The sequence below is a fragment of the Candidatus Methylomirabilota bacterium genome, assembly GCA_035936835.1.
In the GTDB taxonomy this organism is placed as follows: Bacteria; Methylomirabilota; Methylomirabilia; order Rokubacteriales; family CSP1-6; genus AR37.
This window is the reverse complement of record DASYVT010000146.1, coordinates 1-17815: the sequence shown is the minus strand read 5'-3', so window position 1 is coordinate 17815 and position 17815 is coordinate 1. Positions and strand designations below refer to the sequence as shown.

The window sequence follows — 17815 nt, the reverse complement described above, 5'->3', positions numbered from 1 at the left end:
CTTGCTCGTCCAGCTCGTCGTCACCGGCCTGGCCCTGGGCAGCATGTACGGGCTGGTCGCCCTCGGCTACCACATCACCTGGGCGACCAGCCGCACCATGAACTTCTCCCAGGGCCACGCCGTGATGGCGGGCGCCGTAGTCGCCTACACCGTCTTCGTGGCGTTGGGCTGGCCCTTCCCCCTCGCCCTCGTGATCACGCTGGCCGCGCTCGCATGCTACGGCGCCCTCGTCGAGCGCATCGCCGTCCGCCCTTTCTTCCTCCGCGCCTCGCCCGCCTGGCTGCTCGCCACCATCGCCGTCGGCATCATCGCGGAGAACGTGGCGCAGCTGACCTTCGGCAAGGACGCGCGCGCCTTCCCCTCGCCGTTCATGCAAAAGCCCATCTTCGTGGGCTCGGCCGGTTTCTATCCTCAAGAGCTCCTGGTGCCGGTGGTGGGGCTCCTGCTCATGGGCGTGGTCCAGCTCTTCTACCACCGGACCTCGTACGGCAAGCAGCTCAAGGCCGTGGCCTGGAACCGCGAGGCCGCCGGGCTCATGGGCATCAACATCCCCCGCGCCGTCATGGCCTCCTACGCGCTCTCGGCCATCCTGGCCGGCGTGGCCGGAGTGCTGCTGGCGCCGCTCCTCAACGTGGCGCCGCAGATGGGCACCATCATCGGGCTCAAGGCCTTCGCCGTCGCCATCATCGGCGGGCTCACCTCCGCGCCCGGCATCGTCATCGCGGGCCTCGGATACGGGCTCGTCGAGGCCTTCACTGCCGGCTATATCTCCACCCGCGCGCGCGAGATCGTGGGCTTCGGGCTCGTGATCCTGGTGCTGATCCTGAAGCCGTGGGGACTAATGGGCGACAAGCCGTCGAGGCGGGTGTGATGGACCGGCTGGGCTGGGCCGCCCTCGCCGCCGCGGCCGCGATGATTCCGCTCTTCACGTCCAACACGTACTACCTCTACGTCGCCATGTCCGTCGGGCTCCTGACGATCGTGACGGCCGGGCTCAACGTGCTGGTGGGCTTCACCGGCCAGACCTCGCTCGGCCACGCTGGCCTCTACGCCTTCGGCGCCTACACGGCCGCGCTCTGCGCCACACGCGCGGGGCTGGGCGAGTGGGCGGCCATCGCCGCGGCCATCGTCGTCACCTCCGTCGTCGGCGCCGCGGTCGCCGCCGCCGCGCTCCGTGTCTCCGGGCCCTATCTCGCGATGGTCACCATCGCCTTCGGCCTGATCGTCGAGGGGGTGCTGATCGAGTGGGGCTCGGTCACCGGCGGGCCCGGCGGAATCTTCAACATCCCCAAGCCCGCCCTGCGCACCCACTACTGGACGGTGATGCTGGCGGCCGCGCTGGCGCTCTGGCTCACCGCTAACCTTCGCCGCTCGGCCTGGGGGCGCGCCTTCCTCGCGGTCAAGAGCAGCGAGGTCGCCGCGGAGTCGCTGGGGCTGTCCTCCTACTACGTGCGCATCGCCGCGTTCACCGTCTCGGCCGCGTTCACGGGCGCGGCAGGAGCGCTCTTCACGTTCCTGAACGGCTACATCTCGCCCGACAGCTTCACGCTGCAGACCTCGATCCTCTTCCTCCTGGCTCTCCTCTTCGGCGGGCTCGGGCGCATCGCCGGCCCCGTCGCGGGCAGCCTCGCGCTCACCATCCTGCCGGAGCTGCTGACCAGGCTCCTGGACTACCGTCTCATCCTCTACGGCGCGCTCCTGCTCGTCTCGATCTACTGGCTGCCCGAAGGCGTGGTAGGCAAGGTCTCGAAAGCGCGGCGCGCAGGAAGTCGCACCCCCTCACCCAGGCCTCTCCCCCTCCAGGGGAGAGGCTCCAAGACGCCCTCTCCCCAGAGGGGAGAGGGCCGGGGTGAGGGGCAGCCGCACGGTCCGCTGCTCACCGCAGAAGGAGTGAGCCTCGCGTTCGGCGGCGTCACGGCCCTCGCCGATGCCAACGTCGCGGTCGACGGCCGAAGCATTCACGCGGTCATCGGCCCGAACGGCGCGGGCAAGACGACGCTCGTCAACGTGCTCTCGGGCTACTACGCGCCGGACAGCGGCAGGCTCGCCCTGCGGGGCCGACGCATCGACGGGCTGCCGCCTTACGCGGTCGCGCGCCTTGGCATCGCCCGCACCTTCCAGACAGCGCAGGTCTTCGGCGGTCTCTCGGCGAGGGAGAACGTCGCGGTGGGCGTCGCGGGCCCTCGGCTCGGCGCCGTCCTCGGCGCGCTCGCCGGGACGCCCGGCGCCCGCGCTCGCGAAGCCGCGATCCAGGCGCGCGCCCAGGCGCTGCTCGAAGCGCTCGGGCTCGCCGACGTGGCCGAAGAGCCCGCCGAGGCGCTGGCGGCCGGCCTCAGGCGCAAGCTCGAGATCGCGCGGGCGCTCGCCACAGGGCCCCTGCTCCTGATGCTCGACGAGCCGGCAGCGGGCCTCTCGCCCGCTGAGATCACGGCGCTGGACGAGCAATTGACCACGCTCCGCCAGCAAGGCGGCCCGGCCGTGATCCTCGTGGAGCACCACATGGACCTCGTGATGGCCGTCTCGGACCGGATCACGGTGCTCGACTACGGGCGGGTCATCGCCGACGGAACTCCTGACGCGATCCGCCGCGACCGGGCGGTGATCGAGGCCTACCTGGGCGGAGCGCCTTGAGCGCGCTCGCGGTCTCCGGGCTCCGCGTCTCCTACGGCGCCGTCGCCATCCTCCACGACGTCACGCTGGACGTCCGGCCGGGGGAGATCGTCTGCGTCATCGGGGCCAACGGCGCGGGCAAGACGACCTTGCTGAAGACCATCGCCGGTGTCCTCCGTCCCGTCGCGGGTCGCGTCGTGGCAGACGGCCGGGACATCGCCGGCCGGCCCTCGTGGTGGGTGGCGCGGCACGGCATCGCGCTCGTGCCCGAGGGGCGCGGCGTCTTCGCGGACCAGAGCGTGCGCGACAACCTCATGCTGGGCGCCCTGGCGCGCCCGAGCGGGCGTGACGCTGCGGCGGTCCGCGCGGACCTCGAGAGCGCACTCACCCTCTTCCCCGCCCTCGCCGAAAAGCTCGAGCTCCCCGCCGGCGCTCTCTCCGGCGGCCAGCAGCAGATGCTGGCGGTGGCGCGCGGGCTCATGGCCAGGCCGCGCGTGCTGCTGCTCGACGAGCCGTCATTGGGCCTGGCGCCCATCCTCGTGCGGGAGATCTTTGCCGTGATCGAGCGATTGAGAACCCAAGGCGTGACGGTTCTGCTGGTCGAGCAGATGGCCGCACAGGCCCTGGCACTGGCCGACCGCGCCTATGTCCTCGAGCGCGGGCGCATCACGCTCGAAGGCCCCGCCCGGGAGGTTCGAAGCAATCCGGCGGTGATCGACGCGTACCTCGGGCGCCGCGCCAGCGCGGGCGCGCCTTGAAGGCCCGGCCGGCGGCGACTATGATGCCATCCGCCATGCCTGCCCCGCCGCAGCAGCCCGCCGTCCTCGATCCCCTGCGCGTGATGCGGCTGGGAAGCGTCTCGCTGGAGCGGCTCTCGCGCGAGCCCGAGAAGACGGGCCTCGTCCACTCAGTCTTCGAGCGCGCGGTCAACGTCCTCTGGCGTGACGGCCACCTGCTGACGCTGCACGGCCCGGGACCGCTCGCGGCGCCGTTCGCCATCGCGCTCGATCGGCTGCCCCCGCGCGGAACCGTGGCGCCCGGGATGCCGATCGGGCGCTGGGCCTTCGATTGGCGGGACGCCGAGCGCGTGGCGCTCGAGATGCCGAACGGCCCGCTTGGCTTCGCCGCGGATGCCCTGCCCGACCGGGCGGGCGCGGAGGCTTTGCGCTCCCCAGCCGGCGCGCGGACGCGGCAGGCGCTGGCCCGCGGCATCGCGGCAGGCGACGCCCGCGCATTCGCCGACGCCGCCTGCGCGCTCATCGGGTTCGGCGAGGGCCTCACACCCGCGGGAGACGACTGCGTGCTCGGCGCGCTGGCCGCGGTCCATCGTCTGGCGCCCGGCTGGCTCGCGCCGCACGCGGGACAGCGCGACCGGCTCGCCGAGGCGGCCCGGAGCCGGACTACCGATCTGGCGCGGGACTTTCTCCTCGAGGCCCTCGACGGGCGATTCGCCGAGCCCGTCCTCGCCCTCCTGACCGCCCTCTCCGACGAATCCGCCGCGGACGCAGCCAGGCGGTTGCTTGCGATGGGCGCGACCTCAGGGGCCGACACCGTCTGCGGCATCCGCCTCGGGTGCCGCGCGCTCGAGGCCCGCGTGGCCCGGCGATAGCCCGCGTGGCCAAAAGATAAATGGTCCCGTCCTTCGATCTCCTGCTGCAGGGCTGTCGCCTGCCCGACGGGCGGCTCGTGGACCTCGGCACGCTCGACGGCAAGATCGCCGAGATCGGCTCGCTGACGGGCCACCCGGCCCACCGCGCCGTGGACTGCGGCGGCCGGGTCCTCACACCGGGGCTCGTGGACGCTCACATCCATCTCGACAAGGCGCTCCTCTCCGAGCGGGCGCCCTCGATCGAAGGCACGGTGGCCGAGGCGCTCCGGGTGACCGCCGAGGCCAAGCGCCGCTTCACGGTCGAGGACATCGGCGCCCGCGCCCGCCGGGTCCTCGACCAGGCCGTGCGCGCCGGCACCACGGCCATGCGCAGCCACGTCGAAATCGACCCCATCGTGGGCCTCAAGGGCCTCGAGGCGCTCACCAAGCTCAAGCGCGAGTACGCGCCGGCCATCGACCTTCAGCTCTGCGCCTTTGCGCAGGAGGGCATCCTCCGCTCGCCCGGAACGGAAGGCCTGCTCGGGCAGGCGCTGCGGAACGGCGCTGATCTGATCGGCGGCTGCCCGTACAACGACACGGACGCCCACGCCCAGATCGACATCGTCTTCCGCCTCGCGCGCGAGTTCGACGTGGACGTGGACTTCCACATCGACTTCTTCGACGAGCCCGAGCACATGGACGTCCTCTACGTCGCCGAGCAGACCGTGCGCTTCGGCTGGCAGGGGCGCGTCGCCGTCGGGCACGCGAGCGAGCTCGCGGCGCTCGCGCCGAACGAGCTCGACCGGGCCGCCGCGATCCTCAAGGACGCGGGCGTCGGCGTCATCATCCTGCCCGCGACGGATCTCTACCTCATGGGGCGGAAGGACGTCAGGAACGTCAGGCGCGGCGTGGCGCCGGCCAAGCGGCTCCTGGCGGCGGGCGTGACCGTGGCGGCGGCGACCAACAACATCCTGAACGCCTTCACCCCGATGGGCACGGGCGACCTGGCCCTCATGGGCTATCTCATGACGGCGGCCGCTCACATGGGGACGGAAAGGGATGTCCAGGACGTTCTCGCGATGTTGACCGAACACCCCGCGCGAATCCTCCGGCTGCCCGACTACGGCCTCCGCGTGGGCGCCCGGGCCGACCTCGTGCTCTGGGAGACGGAGCGGGCGGCCGAGGTCGTGACGACCATGGCGCCCCGCCGGCTCGTCGTCAAGGCCGGACGGCTGTCCCTCGAACACGAACGCACCTGCAGGGAGTTCTGGCGCAGCGGCGCGTGATCATGCCAGACTGAAAAGCAGATATGGACGCGCTCCGGACTCTCGAGATCCTCATCACCTCGCGCACGCCTCTCATCGCCATCGAAACGCTCGAGGAGGAGCGCGTCGAGCAGGCCGTCGTGGCCGCGCTCTACACGGCCTTCGCGCGGCGCGCCCTACTCTCGACCGAGCACATCCTGGAGGATCTCAAGGCGACCAAGCCCCTGTCCGTCACGCGCGCCGAGGAGGTCGAGGACCTGCGCGAGTGGGCGCGGGGCCGGGCGGTGCCTGCCTCGTGACCATGCTCGACGGCATCCGCGTCCTCGACCTCTCGCGCGTGATCGCGGGACCGTACTGCGCCGCGCTCCTGGGCGACCTCGGCGCCGACGTGATCAAGGTCGAGCGCCCCCCGGCGGGCGACGACCTGCGCGTGCTCCGAGGACGGAATGGGATGAGCGCGTCCTTCGGCGCCATCAACCGCAACAAGCGCGGGATCGCGCTCGACCTCCAGAACCCGGAAGGCAGCAAGGTCGCCTTCGAGCTGGCGCGCCGGGCCGACGTGGTCGTGGAGAACTTCCTGCCCGGAGTGGCCGCCAAGCTCGGCCTGGGCTACGAGGCAGTGAGCGCCGTGAACCCGGCCGTCGTGTACGTCTCCGTCACGGGCTTCGGCCAGACGGGGCCGCATGCGAAACGCCCCGGCTACAACACCATCGCCCAGGGCATGAGCGGCCTGATGGCGCTCACCGGCCATCCCGGCGATCCGCCGACGCGGGTGGCCGGCTCCACGTCGGATCTCTCGGCGGCGTTCGTGGCCTTCGGCAGCGTCTGCGCCGCGCTCGTCCACCGCTTCAGCAAAGGCCGCGGCCAGTACCTCGACGTGAACCTGTTGGCCTCCAGCCTGTCGCTGCTGCCCGATCCCACCGCCATCTACTTCGACACGGGCGTCCGGCCCACGCGCCAGGGCAACCGCAACCCGGCAATCGCCCCGGGCGGGGCGTACAAGACGCAGGACGGCTACATCAACATCGTGATCATGAACACGAACCAGTGGGGGCGCTTCTGCGGCGCGCTCGGCGAGCCCGAGCTCGAGACCGACCCGCGCTTCGCCACCAATGCGGACCGCACCGCGCGCTACGACGAGTTCCAGGCGTACGTGGACACGCGGCTCAGTAAGGCGCCGACGGCGGAGTGGGTCGAGCGCTTCGAGGCGGCCTCGATCGCCGCGGGGCCCGTCTACGAGTTCCACGAGGTCTTCGAGGACCCTCAAGTTAAGCACCTGGGGCTCGTCACGGAGATGGACCAGCCGGGGCTGGGTCCGGTGCACGCGCTGGGCTTCCCCGCCCGCGCGTCGTTGACTCCCGCCTCGATCCGCCGCCCCGCCCCGCTCCTCGGCCAGCACACCGCCGAGGTCCTGCGCGAGCTCGGCTACGCCGAGGATGAGATCCACCGCCTCGCGGCGGCCGGCGCCGTCGCGCTCGGCGCTTGACTCACTTACAGCGCGGGGAGTAGCGTTCAGACCACCATGCAGTGTCCCCGGTGTCGGCATGAATCGCCCGCCGGCGCACGGTTCTGTGGGGAATGCTCCGCCCCGCTCGGCCGGACGTGCCCCACCTGCCGCAGCCTGAACGCACCCGCCAACACCTACTGCTCCGACTGCGGCGCGCCTCTGGCGGCGGCCGGAACCCCGCAGACCGCCCCTGACCCGCACGAGTACACGCCGCGATACCTCGCCGAGAAGATCATCCATGCGCGCGAGGCGATCGAAGGCGAGCGGAAGCAGGTGACCGTGCTCTTCGCCGATCTTCGCGGCTCGCTCGAGATCCTCGCGGATCGCGACCCGGAAGACGCCCGGCGACTCCTCGATCCGGTGCTCGAACGGATGATGGAGGCGGTCCACCGGTACGAGGGCACCGTCAACCAGGTCATGGGCGACGGCATCATGGCGCTCTTCGGCGCGCCGCTCGCCCACGAGGATCACGCCGTTCGCGCCTGCTACGCGGCCCTGCGGATGCAGGACAGCATCGGCTCGTTGGCCGAGGATCTGCGCCAGCGGCACGGGCTCTCCGTCCAGATCCGCGTCGGCCTGAACTCCGGCGAGGTCGTGGTGCGATCGGTGGGCGGCGACTTGCGGATGGACTACACCGCCGTCGGCCAGACGACACATCTGGCGGGGCGCATGGAGCAGCTCGCCCCGCCGGGCCAGATCTTCCTTACCGAGCACACGCTGCGGCTCGTCGAGGGATACGTCGCCGTGAAGTCCCTCGGCCCGGTCCCGGTCAAGGGACTGGCCGCCCCCGTGGCGATCTACGAGCTCAGCGGACCGGGACCGATCCGCTCCAGGCTCCAGCTGGCGGCCGCGCGTGGGCTGAGCCGGTTCGTCGGGCGGGAGGCGGAGCTGGGCGAGCTGTCGGCGGCGCTGGAGCAGGCTCGGGGCGGACACGGCCAGGTCGTGGCCCTCGTCGGCGAGCCGGGAGTCGGCAAGTCGCGCCTCGTCCGCGAGTTCACGACCGTCCATCTGTCGGCGGAGTGGCGGGTCCTTGAAGCGTTCGCGACCTCCTTCGACACGAGCGCGGCATACCTGCCGATGATCTCGCTGCTCCGCGGCTACTTCGATCTCCAGGAGTGGGACGACGCGCGCGCCATCCGCGACAAGGTGACGGCGGCGCTGCTCGACCTCGACCAATCGCTCCTCGGGGCGCTCCCCGCCCTGCTGACCCTGCTCGATCTGCCCGTCGAGGACCTCGCGTGGGAAGGTCTCGACCCGAGGCAGCGCCGGCAGCGCACGCTCGACGCCATCCGGCGGCTGCTCATCCGCGAGAGCCAGCGCCGGCCGCTGTGCCTGGTGATCGAGGACCTGCACTGGATCGATCCGGAGGCGCAGGCCGTCCTCGACGCGCTCGTGGAGAGCCTGCCGGCCGCGCGCATCCTGCTCCTCGTCACGTACCGGCCGGAGTACAAGCAGGGCTGGAGCCGGAAAAGCTACTACGCCCAGATCGCCGTCCACCCGCTGCAACACGGGATGGCCGAGGAGCTCCTTCGCGACCTCCTGGGTGACGGCGCGGACGTGGCGACACTCCGGGCGCAGCTCATCGAGCGCACGGAGGGCAATCCCCTCTTCCTGGAAGAGAGCGTCCGTCACCTGGTCGAGACCAGCGCGCTCTACGGCGAGCGCGGCGCGTACCGCGTGGGCCGCCGGGCCGACACGGTCGAGGTCCCCGCGACCGTCCAGGCCCTGCTCGCCGCGCGCATCGACCGGCTGCCGACCGAAGACAAGCGGGTCCTACAATGCGCGGCCGTCATCGGCAAGGACGTGCCGCTCCCGCTGCTCGAGGCCATCGCCGAGGTCTCGGACGACGAGCTGCGCCGGAGCGTTCACCAGCTCCAAGCGGCCGAGTTCCTGTACGAAACCAGCCTCTTCCCGATCTTCGAGTACACGTTCAAGCACGCGCTGACGCTCGACGTGGCCTTCGGCACCTTGCTCCAGGACCGCCGCCGCGCCCTCGACGCGCGCCTGGTCGAGACGCTCGAGAGCATTGCCGGCGACCGCACCGCCGAGCAGGTCGAACGGCTCGCCCATCACGCCTTCCGCGGCGGCGTCTGGGGCAAGGCGGTCACGTACTGCCGCGAAGCGGGGGCGCGGGCCTTCGCCCGCTCGGCTCACCGGACAGACGTGCGTTATTTCGAACAGGCGCTCCAGGCCTTCGAGCACCTGCCCAAGAACCCCGACACGCTCGCCCAAGGAATCGATCTGCGGCACGAGCTGCGCACCGCTCTCTCGCCGATCGGTGAGTACGGCCGCATGCTCGACGTGCTCACGGAGGCCGAGGGTCTCGCGCGCACGCTCGGCGACCAGAGACGACTCGGACTCACCCTCTCCTTCCTCACGAACTTCTTCGTGCTCAGGGGCGATTTCGAGCGCGCGATCACCTACGGTGAGGATGCGCGTCGGATCGCCGCGGGACTCGACGATCCGACCCTTCTGGTTCCGGCCGCGGCCGTCCTAAGCCTCGCCTACTTCTACGGGCCGGGCGACCATGCGAAGGCGATCGCGCTGGGCGAAGAGACGCGGCGCCTTCTCACGGGGGACCTCGAACGCAAGCGGTTCGGGATGGCATTCCCGCCCTCCGTGTACTCCCGCACGGTCATGACCTGGTCCCTCGCGGAGCAGGGGCAGTTCGCGCACGGCCTCGCGGTCGGGCTCGAAGGACTTCGCATCGCCGAGGGCCTGAATCATCCCCACAGCGAGGTGTTCGCCCTGCTCGGGATCGGGACGCTCCACCTCAAGCGCGGCGATTTCGCGGAGGCGATCCAGACGCTCGAGCGCGGGAAGGCCATCTGCGAGACGGCCGACCTCCCGCCCGTGTTCCTGGAGGTCGCCCTGCCGCTCGGCTCCGCCTTCGCGCAGGCGGGCCGGGCGAACGACGCGGTGGCGCTCCTCGACCGGGCCGTCAGCCGAGCCATCGCGTTGAAATCCCGTCTCGGCCACTGGCTTCGCTCAGGCGGCATGGCCGAGGCCTACCTCGCCGCGGGTCGTGCCGACGAGGCGCTTCCGCTGGCCGAGCTCTTCCTGGACATCACGACCATGATGAATGCCCGGGGTCCGATGGCATGGGCCCGGCATCTCCTCGGCGCCGTGGCCGCCAACGTCGGTCCGGAGGCGTTCGACCGATCGGAGCGCGAGCTGGGTGCCGCCCTCGCCGCGGCGGAGAGCCTGGGGATGCGGCCGCTGGCCGCGCGCTGCCACTTGACCCTCGGCGACCTGTACCTGCGGATGGGCAGACGCCAGCAGGCAGCCTCCGAGTTCTCGGCGGCCGTGGAGATTTTCGGCGCAGCGGACATGCCCCACTGGCTGGGACAGGCGGAGCGCGCGCTGAAGGATGGGCTGCGGGCGGGGAACATTGAGTCTTGACTATGCCGGGTCGCACAGCCACTATCTCGCTTGGGATCCCGTTAGTCCGAACCATGGCGGGCCCGGCTGTTGGTGGAGCGGAGCCGGGTACGGCCCTGCCGGGTCAAGACGGTCCGCGGCACCGAGCGGCCGACGGCACGCAACTATCTGAGCTACGCACCCTCAACACGGGGGACGCCTCATGGGCGCTGGCGCAGGCGGGTACATCCAGGTCACGCTCCATACGCTGGAGAGCTACTACGACCCGAAGACAGATCAGCTCCATCGAGTCAGCGAGCTGTCCTTCACCGGCGCGCCGGTTCCCGTCGGCCGCGAGCAGCCGGCCAGCCTAAAGACGGCGCGCGCCCAAAAGACGACACACCCCGGCCCCCCGCCGGGGGCGCCGCCGGCCGGCAAGCTCGGGCTCGGAGGCGTCAAGCCGGATGACGTCCTCGATTTCACGCTTTGGGCCAGAATGAACGACGGCAGCACCGCGGACATGGGAGTGACGAAGGACAAAGGCGTCATCTACGAGCTCGAGAAGGCATTCGGCGGCAAGTGGGCTGGCTATGCCGTCGCGCTGGCGCCCGCGGGAGGACGGTTCAAGCTGGTCGCCGACATCACGCTCAAGCTCCGCTGCAAGCAGAAGGCGAGGAGGCCGTTCCAGGTGATTCCTGTCGTCATGGCCTTCGGCACAGATCGCTTTGTCGAGCACTATCTCCTCGCGGTCATCGCGGCGCAGGGGACCGTCGAGAAGGTCGATACGAGCGTCACCCAGCCCTACTAGTGATCGCAACAGCACCCCGCGAGGGGGGAGGCGCCTGATGACTCGCTATCGACGTGGCGTCTGGCTCGTGGTTGTCGGCGCGTTGTCCTTGCTGCTGACCGCGTGCGCGACAACAATGAAAGAATCGACAGTCGGGACGTGGAGCTACGTCAACACGGATCTCGGGCCCTTCTGGTGGTACGACTTTCTCGAGCTGGGCGTTGTCCACAAGAGGGCGACAGGGATCGACAGAACCATCGCCATCGTCGACACGGGCGTGGCGACGGACCACGAGGATCTGGCGAAGGTCTTGCTGCCCGGCGTCGCGACGTGCGGGAGCAACAGCGCCGACACCAGGGACTCGAACGGCCACGGAACGCAGCTCGCGGGGATTGCGCTGGGCAAAGACCCCGGCCCCGATCCGGCTCTCGGTCATCTCCCCATCACCCAGGGTGTGGCGCCGGCCGCGGCGCTATTCCCTGTCAAGATCGACTGCGGGCTGGTGTCGGCTGATTCGCTCGTGAACGGGGTCACGGCGGCGATCGCCAAGACGCCGGACGTCATCCTCATCGCGCTCGGCGGCTATCCCGCCAGCACGCCTGACGTGCACGAGCGCCTCAAGAAGCTCGTCACCGGCGCTGGCACTCACCCCACCCAAAAGGGAATCCTGTTCGTGGTCGCGTCGGTCTGGGACGACAGCGCCTATCCGCTTCCGGACTGGACGAAGCTCAGCAATGTCATCGCCGTCGCCGCCATGACGCTCGACAAAGTGGGGGGCCAGGAGGTGCCCTACAACGACAAGCGTGGCGCCATCTGGGCGCCGGGGCAGAATGTGAGCACGGCGGACACCGAATATGAGCCGTCGCCAATAATCCTGCTGCCCTTGAAGTTCCACGCCCAGTTCTCGATGCAGGGCACCTCGGCCGCGTCGGCGATCGTGGCCGGATGCGCCGCCCTCGTCAAGGAGAAGAAGCCGGACCTCACGGGGGCGGACCTCAAAACCGCCCTGACGACGACGGCGGTGAAGCCTAGTGGGCGTCTGAACTGCAACGAAGCGGTCCCGAAGTGATCGACCGGCGGGCTTTCATCCAGGGCACCGCGCTCGCCGTCCTCGTGGCCCCGCTCATCGCCGAGGCCCGCCCGGCGACCGCGGGCCGGGTGCCGCGCATCGGCGTACTCGGTGACGTGAGCCCCATTCCGTGGACGGTGAAGACATCGGCCGCAGAAATCGAATGCCGGTGGGCTGATGGGCGGCGCGATCGCCTCCTCGAACTGGCGGCGGAGCTCGTGAGTCTGGGCGTCGACGTCATCGTCACCGCCGGGGCGGGACCTACGCGCGCGGCCAAGAGCGTGACCAGGGCCATCCCGATCGTCTTCGTCGCCGGGGGCGACCCCGTCGGGGAGGGTCTCGTGGCGAGCGTGGCCCGGCCGGGAGGCAACGTGACAGGCCTGTCGGTGCCGTCGGAGGCCGAGATCGCGGGCCAGCGGCTGAGACTGCTCGCGCAGGCCGTGACCAGCGTCGGTCGTGTCGCGGTATTGACAAATCCCGACAGCCCCTCCAGCGAGCATGTGCTTAGGCATCTCCGCGGCACAGCCGGGCAGGCCGTCGAGGTGCGCGCGTTCGAGGCGCGGAGCGTTGAGGAGGTCGAGCGGGCCTTCGCCGCCATCGTGGTGGAGGAGATGGACGGTCTGCTCGTGCTGCCGGATGGGTTGTTCGCACTCCACGCTCGCCGGCTCGTCGACCTTGCGGCCGAGAGCCGGCTGCCGGCGGTGTACGGCGCGAGATCCTTCACCGAGGCCGGCGGCTTGATGGCGCTGTACGGCGACACGGCAGAAGTCATCCGGCGGGCGACCGCCATGGTGGCGCGTATCCTCGCGGGCTCCGGGCCCGCCACGCTGCCCGTGGAGCTGCTCACGCACCTGGAGTTGACGGTAAACGCCGGAACGGCCCGGGCGCTTGGCCTCGCGCTGCCGCGCTCTCTGCTGACGCGAGCCGACACCGTGATCGGAGCGTGACTTGACAGCTGCGGTAGACAGAGGGTAGAGTAGCGCAGTACCTTGATTCACTCCTTTAAGCGGACCCTGAGAGGCCCGCAAGGAGCAGCAATGAAGCACCGGGAGACTAGGTTGAGAGCGGCCCAGCCACGCGCTGGGCGTTTTTTTTGCCCGCGGGTGTCCCGGTCATGACCGCCCCGAAGCAGAAGGCGGAGGTGCTGGACCAGGCGGGGCTCGACCGGGCGCTGACGCGCATCGCGCATGAGATCGTCGAGCAGGCGGGCGGCGCCGACCTGGCGCTGGTCGGCATCAAGACGCGCGGCGAGACGCTCGCCGGGCGCATCGCCGAAAAGATCGCCGGGATCGAGGGTAAGCGCCCCGCGGTGGGCGCGCTCGACATCACGCTTTACCGTGACGATCTCGGCAGCCGCACAGAGCAGCCCCAGGTCCGGAGCACCGAGATCCCCTTCCCGCTCAAGAACCTGACGGTCGTCCTCGTGGACGACGTCCTGTTCACCGGCCGGACGATCCGGGCGGCCATGGACGCGCTCATGGACCTGGGCCGCCCGCGCGTAATCCGGCTGGCCGTCCTGGTCGACCGGGGTCACCGCGAGCTGCCCATCCGTCCCGACTACGTCGGCAAGAACCTGCCCACGAGCCGCAAGGAAACCGTCGCCGTCATGCTCCGCGAGCACGACGGCCAGGACCGCGTCGTCATTCAAGAGCCCACAGAGGAGTAGTCCATGGCGTGGACGCGGAAGGACCTCGTCAGCATGCAGGACATCGAAGCGGCCGAGATCACCGACATGCTCGACACGGCCGAGTCGATGAAGGAGATCGCGACCCGCGAGATCAAGAAGGTGCCGGCGCTGCGCGGCAAGACCGTCGTCAACCTCTTCTACGAAACCTCGACGCGGACGCGCACCTCCTTCGAGATCGCGGGCAAGTGGCTCTCGGCCGACGTCATCAACTTCTCCGTCTCGGGCTCGAGCGCGGAAAAGGGCGAGAGCTTCCTCGACACGGCGAAGAACATCGAGGCCATGAGCCCGGACGTGGTCGTGGTGCGCCACAAGGCGGCGGGCGGCCCGGCGCTGCTCGCCAGGCACCTCAAGTGCTCGGTGGTCAACGCGGGCGACGGGGCGCACGAGCACCCGACCCAGGCGCTGCTCGACCTCCTCACGATCCGTGAAAAGAAGGGCCATCTCGAGGGGCTCAACGTCACCATCGTGGGCGACATCACCCACAGCCGCGTGGCGCGCTCCAACATCCACGGCATGCGCAAGATGGGCATGACGGTGACGGTGGCGGGGCCGCCGACGCTGATCCCGCCCGCCTGCCAGGAGATGGGCGTCAAGGTCAGCCACCGGCTGGAGGAGGCCATCGCGCACGCCGACGTCATCATGATGCTGCGACTCCAGCACGAGCGGATGACGGGCGGCTTCATCCCCTCGCTGCGCGAGTACTCGCGCGTGTGGGGGCTCGGCCTGGACCGGCTCAAGCACTGCCGGCCCGACGTCCTGATCATGCATCCCGGGCCGGTGAACCGCGGCGTCGAGATCTCGCCGGAAGTCGCCGACAGCCGGTACTCGGTCATCCTCGACCAGGTCACCAACGGGGTGGCGGTGCGCATGGCCGTGCTCTACCTGCTGGCGGGAGGGAAGGCGGCATGAGCCTCCTCATCAGGGGCGGCCGCGTCGTGGATCCCGCCAACGGCGTCGACGCCGTGGCCGACGTGCTCGTCGCCGACGGCGTCATTAGGAAGGTTGGCAAGGGAATCAAGGCCCCGGAGGGCATCGAGGTCGTGGACGCCGAGGGCAAGGTCGTCTGCCCGGGCCTGATCGACATCCACGTCCACCTCCGCGAGCCGGGTTACGAGTACAAGGAGACCATCGCCAGCGGCACGCGCGCGGCGGCAGCGGGAGGCTTCACGGCCGTCGCCTGCATGGCGAACACGCTGCCCGTCAACGACAACCGTTCGGTCACCGACTACATCCTGGCCAAGGCCCGCGTCGAGGGAGTGGTCCGCGTCTACCCGATCGGCGCCGTCACGCGCGGGCTCCAGGGGCAGGAGCTCGCCGAGATGGCCGAGCTGGCCGAGGCCGGCTGCGTCGCCTTCTCCGACGACGGCAAGTGCGTGATGAACGCCGAGATCTACCGCCGCGCGATGGAGTACACCCTGCCCTTCGGCACGCCCATCATCAGCCACGCCGAGGACGAGCACCTGGCCCACAGCGGTGCGATGCACGAGGGGCGGGTCTCGACCGAGCTCGGGCTCCTGGGCCAGCCCTGGGCCGCCGAGGATGTCATGGTCGCGCGTGACATCCTGCTGGCGGAGCTGACGGGGGCGCACGTCCATATCGCCCACGTCTCGACGGCTGGGTCGGTCCGCCTCGTGCGCGACGGCAAGGCGCGCGGGGTGCGCGTGACGGCCGAGGTGACGCCGCACCACCTCCTGCTGACGGACGAGGCCGTGCGCGACTATGACCCCAATACCAAAGTCGCGCCGCCGCTCCGCACCAAGCGCGATGTCGAGGCGGTGCTCGAGGGCCTGCTCGACGGCACCATCGACTGCATCGCGACGGACCACGCCCCGCACGCGCTGTCCGAGAAGGAGGGCGAGTTCGGGGAGTGCGCCAACGGCGTGGTCGGTCTCGAGACGGCGGTGCCGATGCTGCTCGACCGGCTGGTGCGCGCCGGGCGCATGGACCTGCCGACGCTCGTCCAGCGGCTCTCCCCGGGGCCCGCGCGGCTGCTGAACCTGCCCGGCGGAAGCCTGGCGCAGGGCGCGCCGGCGGACATCACCGTGCTCGACCTCGAGCGCGCGTGGACGGTCGAGCCCGCCCGCTTCCACTCGCGCGCCCGCAACACGCCCTTCGGCGGCTTCGCGGGGACGGGCGCGCCGGTCATGACCATCGTCGGCGGGAAGGTGGTGACGGCATGACGTCGGCGCTGCTCGCGCTTGCCGACGGCCGCGTCTTCAAGGGCCGGGCCTGCGGCGCCACGGGCGAGGCACACGGCGAGGTGGTCTTCAACACGTCGATGACGGGCTACCAGGAGATCATGACCGACCCGTCGTACCACGGCCAGCTCGTCTGCATGACGTACCCGCTCATCGGCAACTACGGGATCAACGCGGAAGACGTCGAGTCGCGGCGGCCGTGGGTCAACGGCTTCATCGTCAAGGAGGCCTGCGCGTACCCGTCGAGCTGGCGCGGGCGGGTGGCGATCGAGGACTACATGCGCGAGCACGGCATCGTCGGCATCCAGGGCATCGACACGCGCGCGCTCACGCGCCACCTGCGGGACCACGGCGCGCAAGAGGGCATCATCTCGACAGAGGACGCGGATGCGGGGCGCGTCGTCGAGCGGGCGCGGGCCCTGCCGGGCCTGGTCGGCCGGGACCTCGTCGGCGAGGTGACCGTGGACGCGCCGTACGGCTGGAGCGAGGGCGAATGGACCATCGCCAAGGGCTACACGCGGGCTCCCAAAGCGCGCTTCCGCGTCGTCGCCTTCGACTCGGGGATCAAGCGCAATATCCTGCGCCAGCTGTCCTCGCTCGGCTGCGAGGTCGAGGTGGTGCCCGCGAATACGCCGGCGGCGGCCGTCCTCGAGCGGAAACCCCACGGCGTCTTCCTCTCCAACGGCCCGGGCGACCCGGAGGGCGTGCCGTACCTGGTCGAATCCGTCCGTGGGCTCATCGGCAAGGCGCCGATCTTCGGCATCTGCCTCGGAAACCAGATCCTGGCGTTAGCCTTCGGCGGCAAGACGTACAAGCTCAAGTTCGGCCATCACGGCGCCAACCATCCGGTAAAAGACCTCCTGACCGGGCGCGTCGAGATCACCGCGCAGAACCACGGCTTCGCGGTGGACCCGAAGTCGGTGGAGAAGTTTGGGCTCGTCGAGACGCACGTCAACCTGAACGACGACACCTCGGAGGGCATGCGCCACCGCGAGCTGCCCGTCTTCTCCGTCCAGTACCACCCTGAAGCCTCGCCGGGGCCTCACGACTCTCACTACCTGTTCCAACGGTTCATCAAATTGATGGAAGGAGGGTGATCGGATGCCCAAGTACCTGGTCTCGTACCGGAAGACCGAGGAGACGGGCCAGAAACCGGAATGGTCCGCCTTCACCGTCGAGAGCGAGCTGGCCATGGAGGCGCACGCCATCAAGGAGCGCGTGGAAAAGCGCATGAGCGTGCTGGGCGAAAAGCTCTGGGGCAACGGCGAAGCGGTCTGGATCGGCTCGGGGCGGCTCGACGACGTGCTCTACAAGCGCGAGGAGGCCGCGCCCGAGACCTCCATCGTCTACGGGGCCGTCGAGGCGTAACACGTGCCCAAGCGGACCGATATCCGGAAGATCCTGCTGATCGGCTCCGGGCCCATCGTCATCGGCCAGGCCTGCGAGTTCGACTACTCGGGCACCCAGGCCTGCAAGGCGCTGCGGGAAGAAGGGTTCGAGGTCGTCCTGATCAACTCGAACCCCGCGACCATCATGACCGACCCTGAGATGGCGGACCGCACCTACATCGAGCCGCTCACGCCGGAGTTCGTCGCCAAGGTCATCGAGCGCGAGCGCCCCCAGGCCATGCTGCCGACGGTGGGCGGCCAGACGGCGCTCAATCTCGCGGTGACGCTGGCGGAGGACGGCACGCTCGACCGCTTCGGCGTCGAGCTGATCGGCGCCAAGCTGCCCGCCATCAAGA

General features: G+C 70.1%; 17 protein-coding genes. All 17 read left to right on the top strand.

The genetic code is table 11. The features are described from left to right. The first annotated feature begins 1 nt into the window (after position 1). On the top strand, positions 2–871 hold the full coding sequence (locus VGV06_12855; GenBank protein ID HEV2056042.1) for a branched-chain amino acid ABC transporter permease: 870 nt from the start codon (positions 2–4) through the stop codon (positions 869–871). Continuing rightward, positions 871–2631 (top strand): branched-chain amino acid ABC transporter ATP-binding protein/permease, encoded by a 1761-nt coding sequence (locus VGV06_12850; protein HEV2056041.1) that lies wholly within the window; start codon positions 871–873, stop codon positions 2629–2631. Before VGV06_12855 ends, VGV06_12850 begins: the two co-directional genes overlap by 1 nt. Continuing rightward, positions 2628–3368, top strand: a complete 741-nt coding sequence (locus VGV06_12845) for an ABC transporter ATP-binding protein (GenBank protein HEV2056040.1) — start codon at positions 2628–2630, stop codon at positions 3366–3368. The genes VGV06_12850 and VGV06_12845 overlap by 4 nt, the downstream gene beginning before the upstream one ends. A 35-nt stretch (positions 3369–3403) precedes the next feature. Continuing rightward, positions 3404–4219: a DUF2877 domain-containing protein gene (locus VGV06_12840; GenBank protein ID HEV2056039.1), complete on the top strand. Its 816-nt coding sequence runs from the start codon at positions 3404–3406 to the stop codon at positions 4217–4219. Between the two features lie 20 nt (positions 4220–4239). Continuing rightward, entirely contained in the window at positions 4240–5484 is a 1245-nt protein-coding gene (locus VGV06_12835) for an amidohydrolase family protein (protein HEV2056038.1), read from the top strand. Between the two features lie 23 nt (positions 5485–5507). After that, positions 5508–5762, top strand: a complete 255-nt coding sequence (locus tag VGV06_12830) for a hypothetical protein (GenBank protein HEV2056037.1) — start codon at positions 5508–5510, stop codon at positions 5760–5762. Between the two features lie 2 nt (positions 5763–5764). Next, positions 5765–6949 carry a CoA transferase gene (locus tag VGV06_12825; protein ID HEV2056036.1) on the top strand — a complete coding sequence of 395 codons (1185 nt, stop codon included), beginning with the start codon at positions 5765–5767 and terminating at the stop codon, positions 6947–6949. 36 nt (positions 6950–6985) lie between these two features. After that, positions 6986–10372: an adenylate/guanylate cyclase domain-containing protein gene (locus VGV06_12820; protein HEV2056035.1), complete on the top strand. Its 3387-nt coding sequence runs from the start codon at positions 6986–6988 to the stop codon at positions 10370–10372. A 181-nt stretch (positions 10373–10553) separates the two neighbouring features. Next, positions 10554–11138, top strand: coding sequence for a hypothetical protein (locus tag VGV06_12815; protein ID HEV2056034.1), 585 nt, complete (start codon positions 10554–10556; stop codon positions 11136–11138). Positions 11139–11175: 37 nt separating this feature from the next. Beyond that, positions 11176–12186, top strand: coding sequence for a S8/S53 family peptidase (locus VGV06_12810; GenBank protein ID HEV2056033.1), 1011 nt, complete (start codon positions 11176–11178; stop codon positions 12184–12186). Next, a complete protein-coding gene (locus VGV06_12805; protein ID HEV2056032.1) occupies positions 12183–13133 on the top strand; it encodes an ABC transporter substrate-binding protein in 951 nt (316 codons plus the stop codon). Before VGV06_12810 ends, VGV06_12805 begins: the two co-directional genes overlap by 4 nt. A gap of 167 nt (positions 13134–13300) precedes the next feature. Next, positions 13301–13852, top strand: coding sequence for a bifunctional pyr operon transcriptional regulator/uracil phosphoribosyltransferase PyrR (gene pyrR / locus VGV06_12800; GenBank protein ID HEV2056031.1), 552 nt, complete (start codon positions 13301–13303; stop codon positions 13850–13852). 3 nt (positions 13853–13855) lie between these two features. Continuing rightward, positions 13856–14782 (top strand): aspartate carbamoyltransferase catalytic subunit, encoded by a 927-nt coding sequence (locus VGV06_12795; protein ID HEV2056030.1) that lies wholly within the window; start codon positions 13856–13858, stop codon positions 14780–14782. Next, positions 14779–16053, top strand: a complete 1275-nt coding sequence (locus VGV06_12790) for a dihydroorotase (protein HEV2056029.1) — start codon at positions 14779–14781, stop codon at positions 16051–16053. Before VGV06_12795 ends, VGV06_12790 begins: the two co-directional genes overlap by 4 nt. Further along, positions 16050–17168, top strand: a complete 1119-nt coding sequence (carA, locus tag VGV06_12785) for a glutamine-hydrolyzing carbamoyl-phosphate synthase small subunit (GenBank protein ID HEV2056028.1) — start codon at positions 16050–16052, stop codon at positions 17166–17168. Before VGV06_12790 ends, carA begins: the two co-directional genes overlap by 4 nt. Before the next feature lie 4 nt (positions 17169–17172). Next, entirely contained in the window at positions 17173–17439 is a 267-nt protein-coding gene (locus tag VGV06_12780; GenBank protein HEV2056027.1) for a hypothetical protein, read from the top strand. Between the two features lie 3 nt (positions 17440–17442). Continuing rightward, positions 17443–17815: carbamoyl phosphate synthase large subunit (carB, locus tag VGV06_12775; protein HEV2056026.1), on the top strand; the 373-nt coding region annotated here is incomplete at its 3' end.

Bases quoted from the DNA above. Each gene is read 5' to 3' on its own strand.
- VGV06_12850 (HEV2056041.1), top strand. From the start codon at position 871: ATGGACCGGCTGGGCTGGGCCGCCCTCGCCGCCGCGGCCGCGATGATT.
- VGV06_12840 (HEV2056039.1), top strand. From the start codon at position 3,404: ATGCCTGCCCCGCCGCAGCAGCCCGCCGTCCTCGATCCCCTGCGCGTG.
- VGV06_12835 (HEV2056038.1), top strand. From the start codon at position 4,240: ATGGTCCCGTCCTTCGATCTCCTGCTGCAGGGCTGTCGCCTGCCCGAC.
- VGV06_12830 (HEV2056037.1), top strand. From the start codon at position 5,508: ATGGACGCGCTCCGGACTCTCGAGATCCTCATCACCTCGCGCACGCCT.
- VGV06_12825 (HEV2056036.1), top strand. From the start codon at position 5,765: ATGCTCGACGGCATCCGCGTCCTCGACCTCTCGCGCGTGATCGCGGGA.
- VGV06_12820 (HEV2056035.1), top strand. From the start codon at position 6,986: ATGCAGTGTCCCCGGTGTCGGCATGAATCGCCCGCCGGCGCACGGTTC.
- VGV06_12815 (HEV2056034.1), top strand. From the start codon at position 10,554: ATGGGCGCTGGCGCAGGCGGGTACATCCAGGTCACGCTCCATACGCTG.
- VGV06_12810 (HEV2056033.1), top strand. From the start codon at position 11,176: ATGACTCGCTATCGACGTGGCGTCTGGCTCGTGGTTGTCGGCGCGTTG.
- pyrR (HEV2056031.1), top strand. From the start codon at position 13,301: ATGACCGCCCCGAAGCAGAAGGCGGAGGTGCTGGACCAGGCGGGGCTC.
- VGV06_12795 (HEV2056030.1), top strand. From the start codon at position 13,856: ATGGCGTGGACGCGGAAGGACCTCGTCAGCATGCAGGACATCGAAGCG.
- VGV06_12790 (HEV2056029.1), top strand. From the start codon at position 14,779: ATGAGCCTCCTCATCAGGGGCGGCCGCGTCGTGGATCCCGCCAACGGC.
- carA (HEV2056028.1), top strand. From the start codon at position 16,050: ATGACGTCGGCGCTGCTCGCGCTTGCCGACGGCCGCGTCTTCAAGGGC.
- VGV06_12780 (HEV2056027.1), top strand. From the start codon at position 17,173: ATGCCCAAGTACCTGGTCTCGTACCGGAAGACCGAGGAGACGGGCCAG.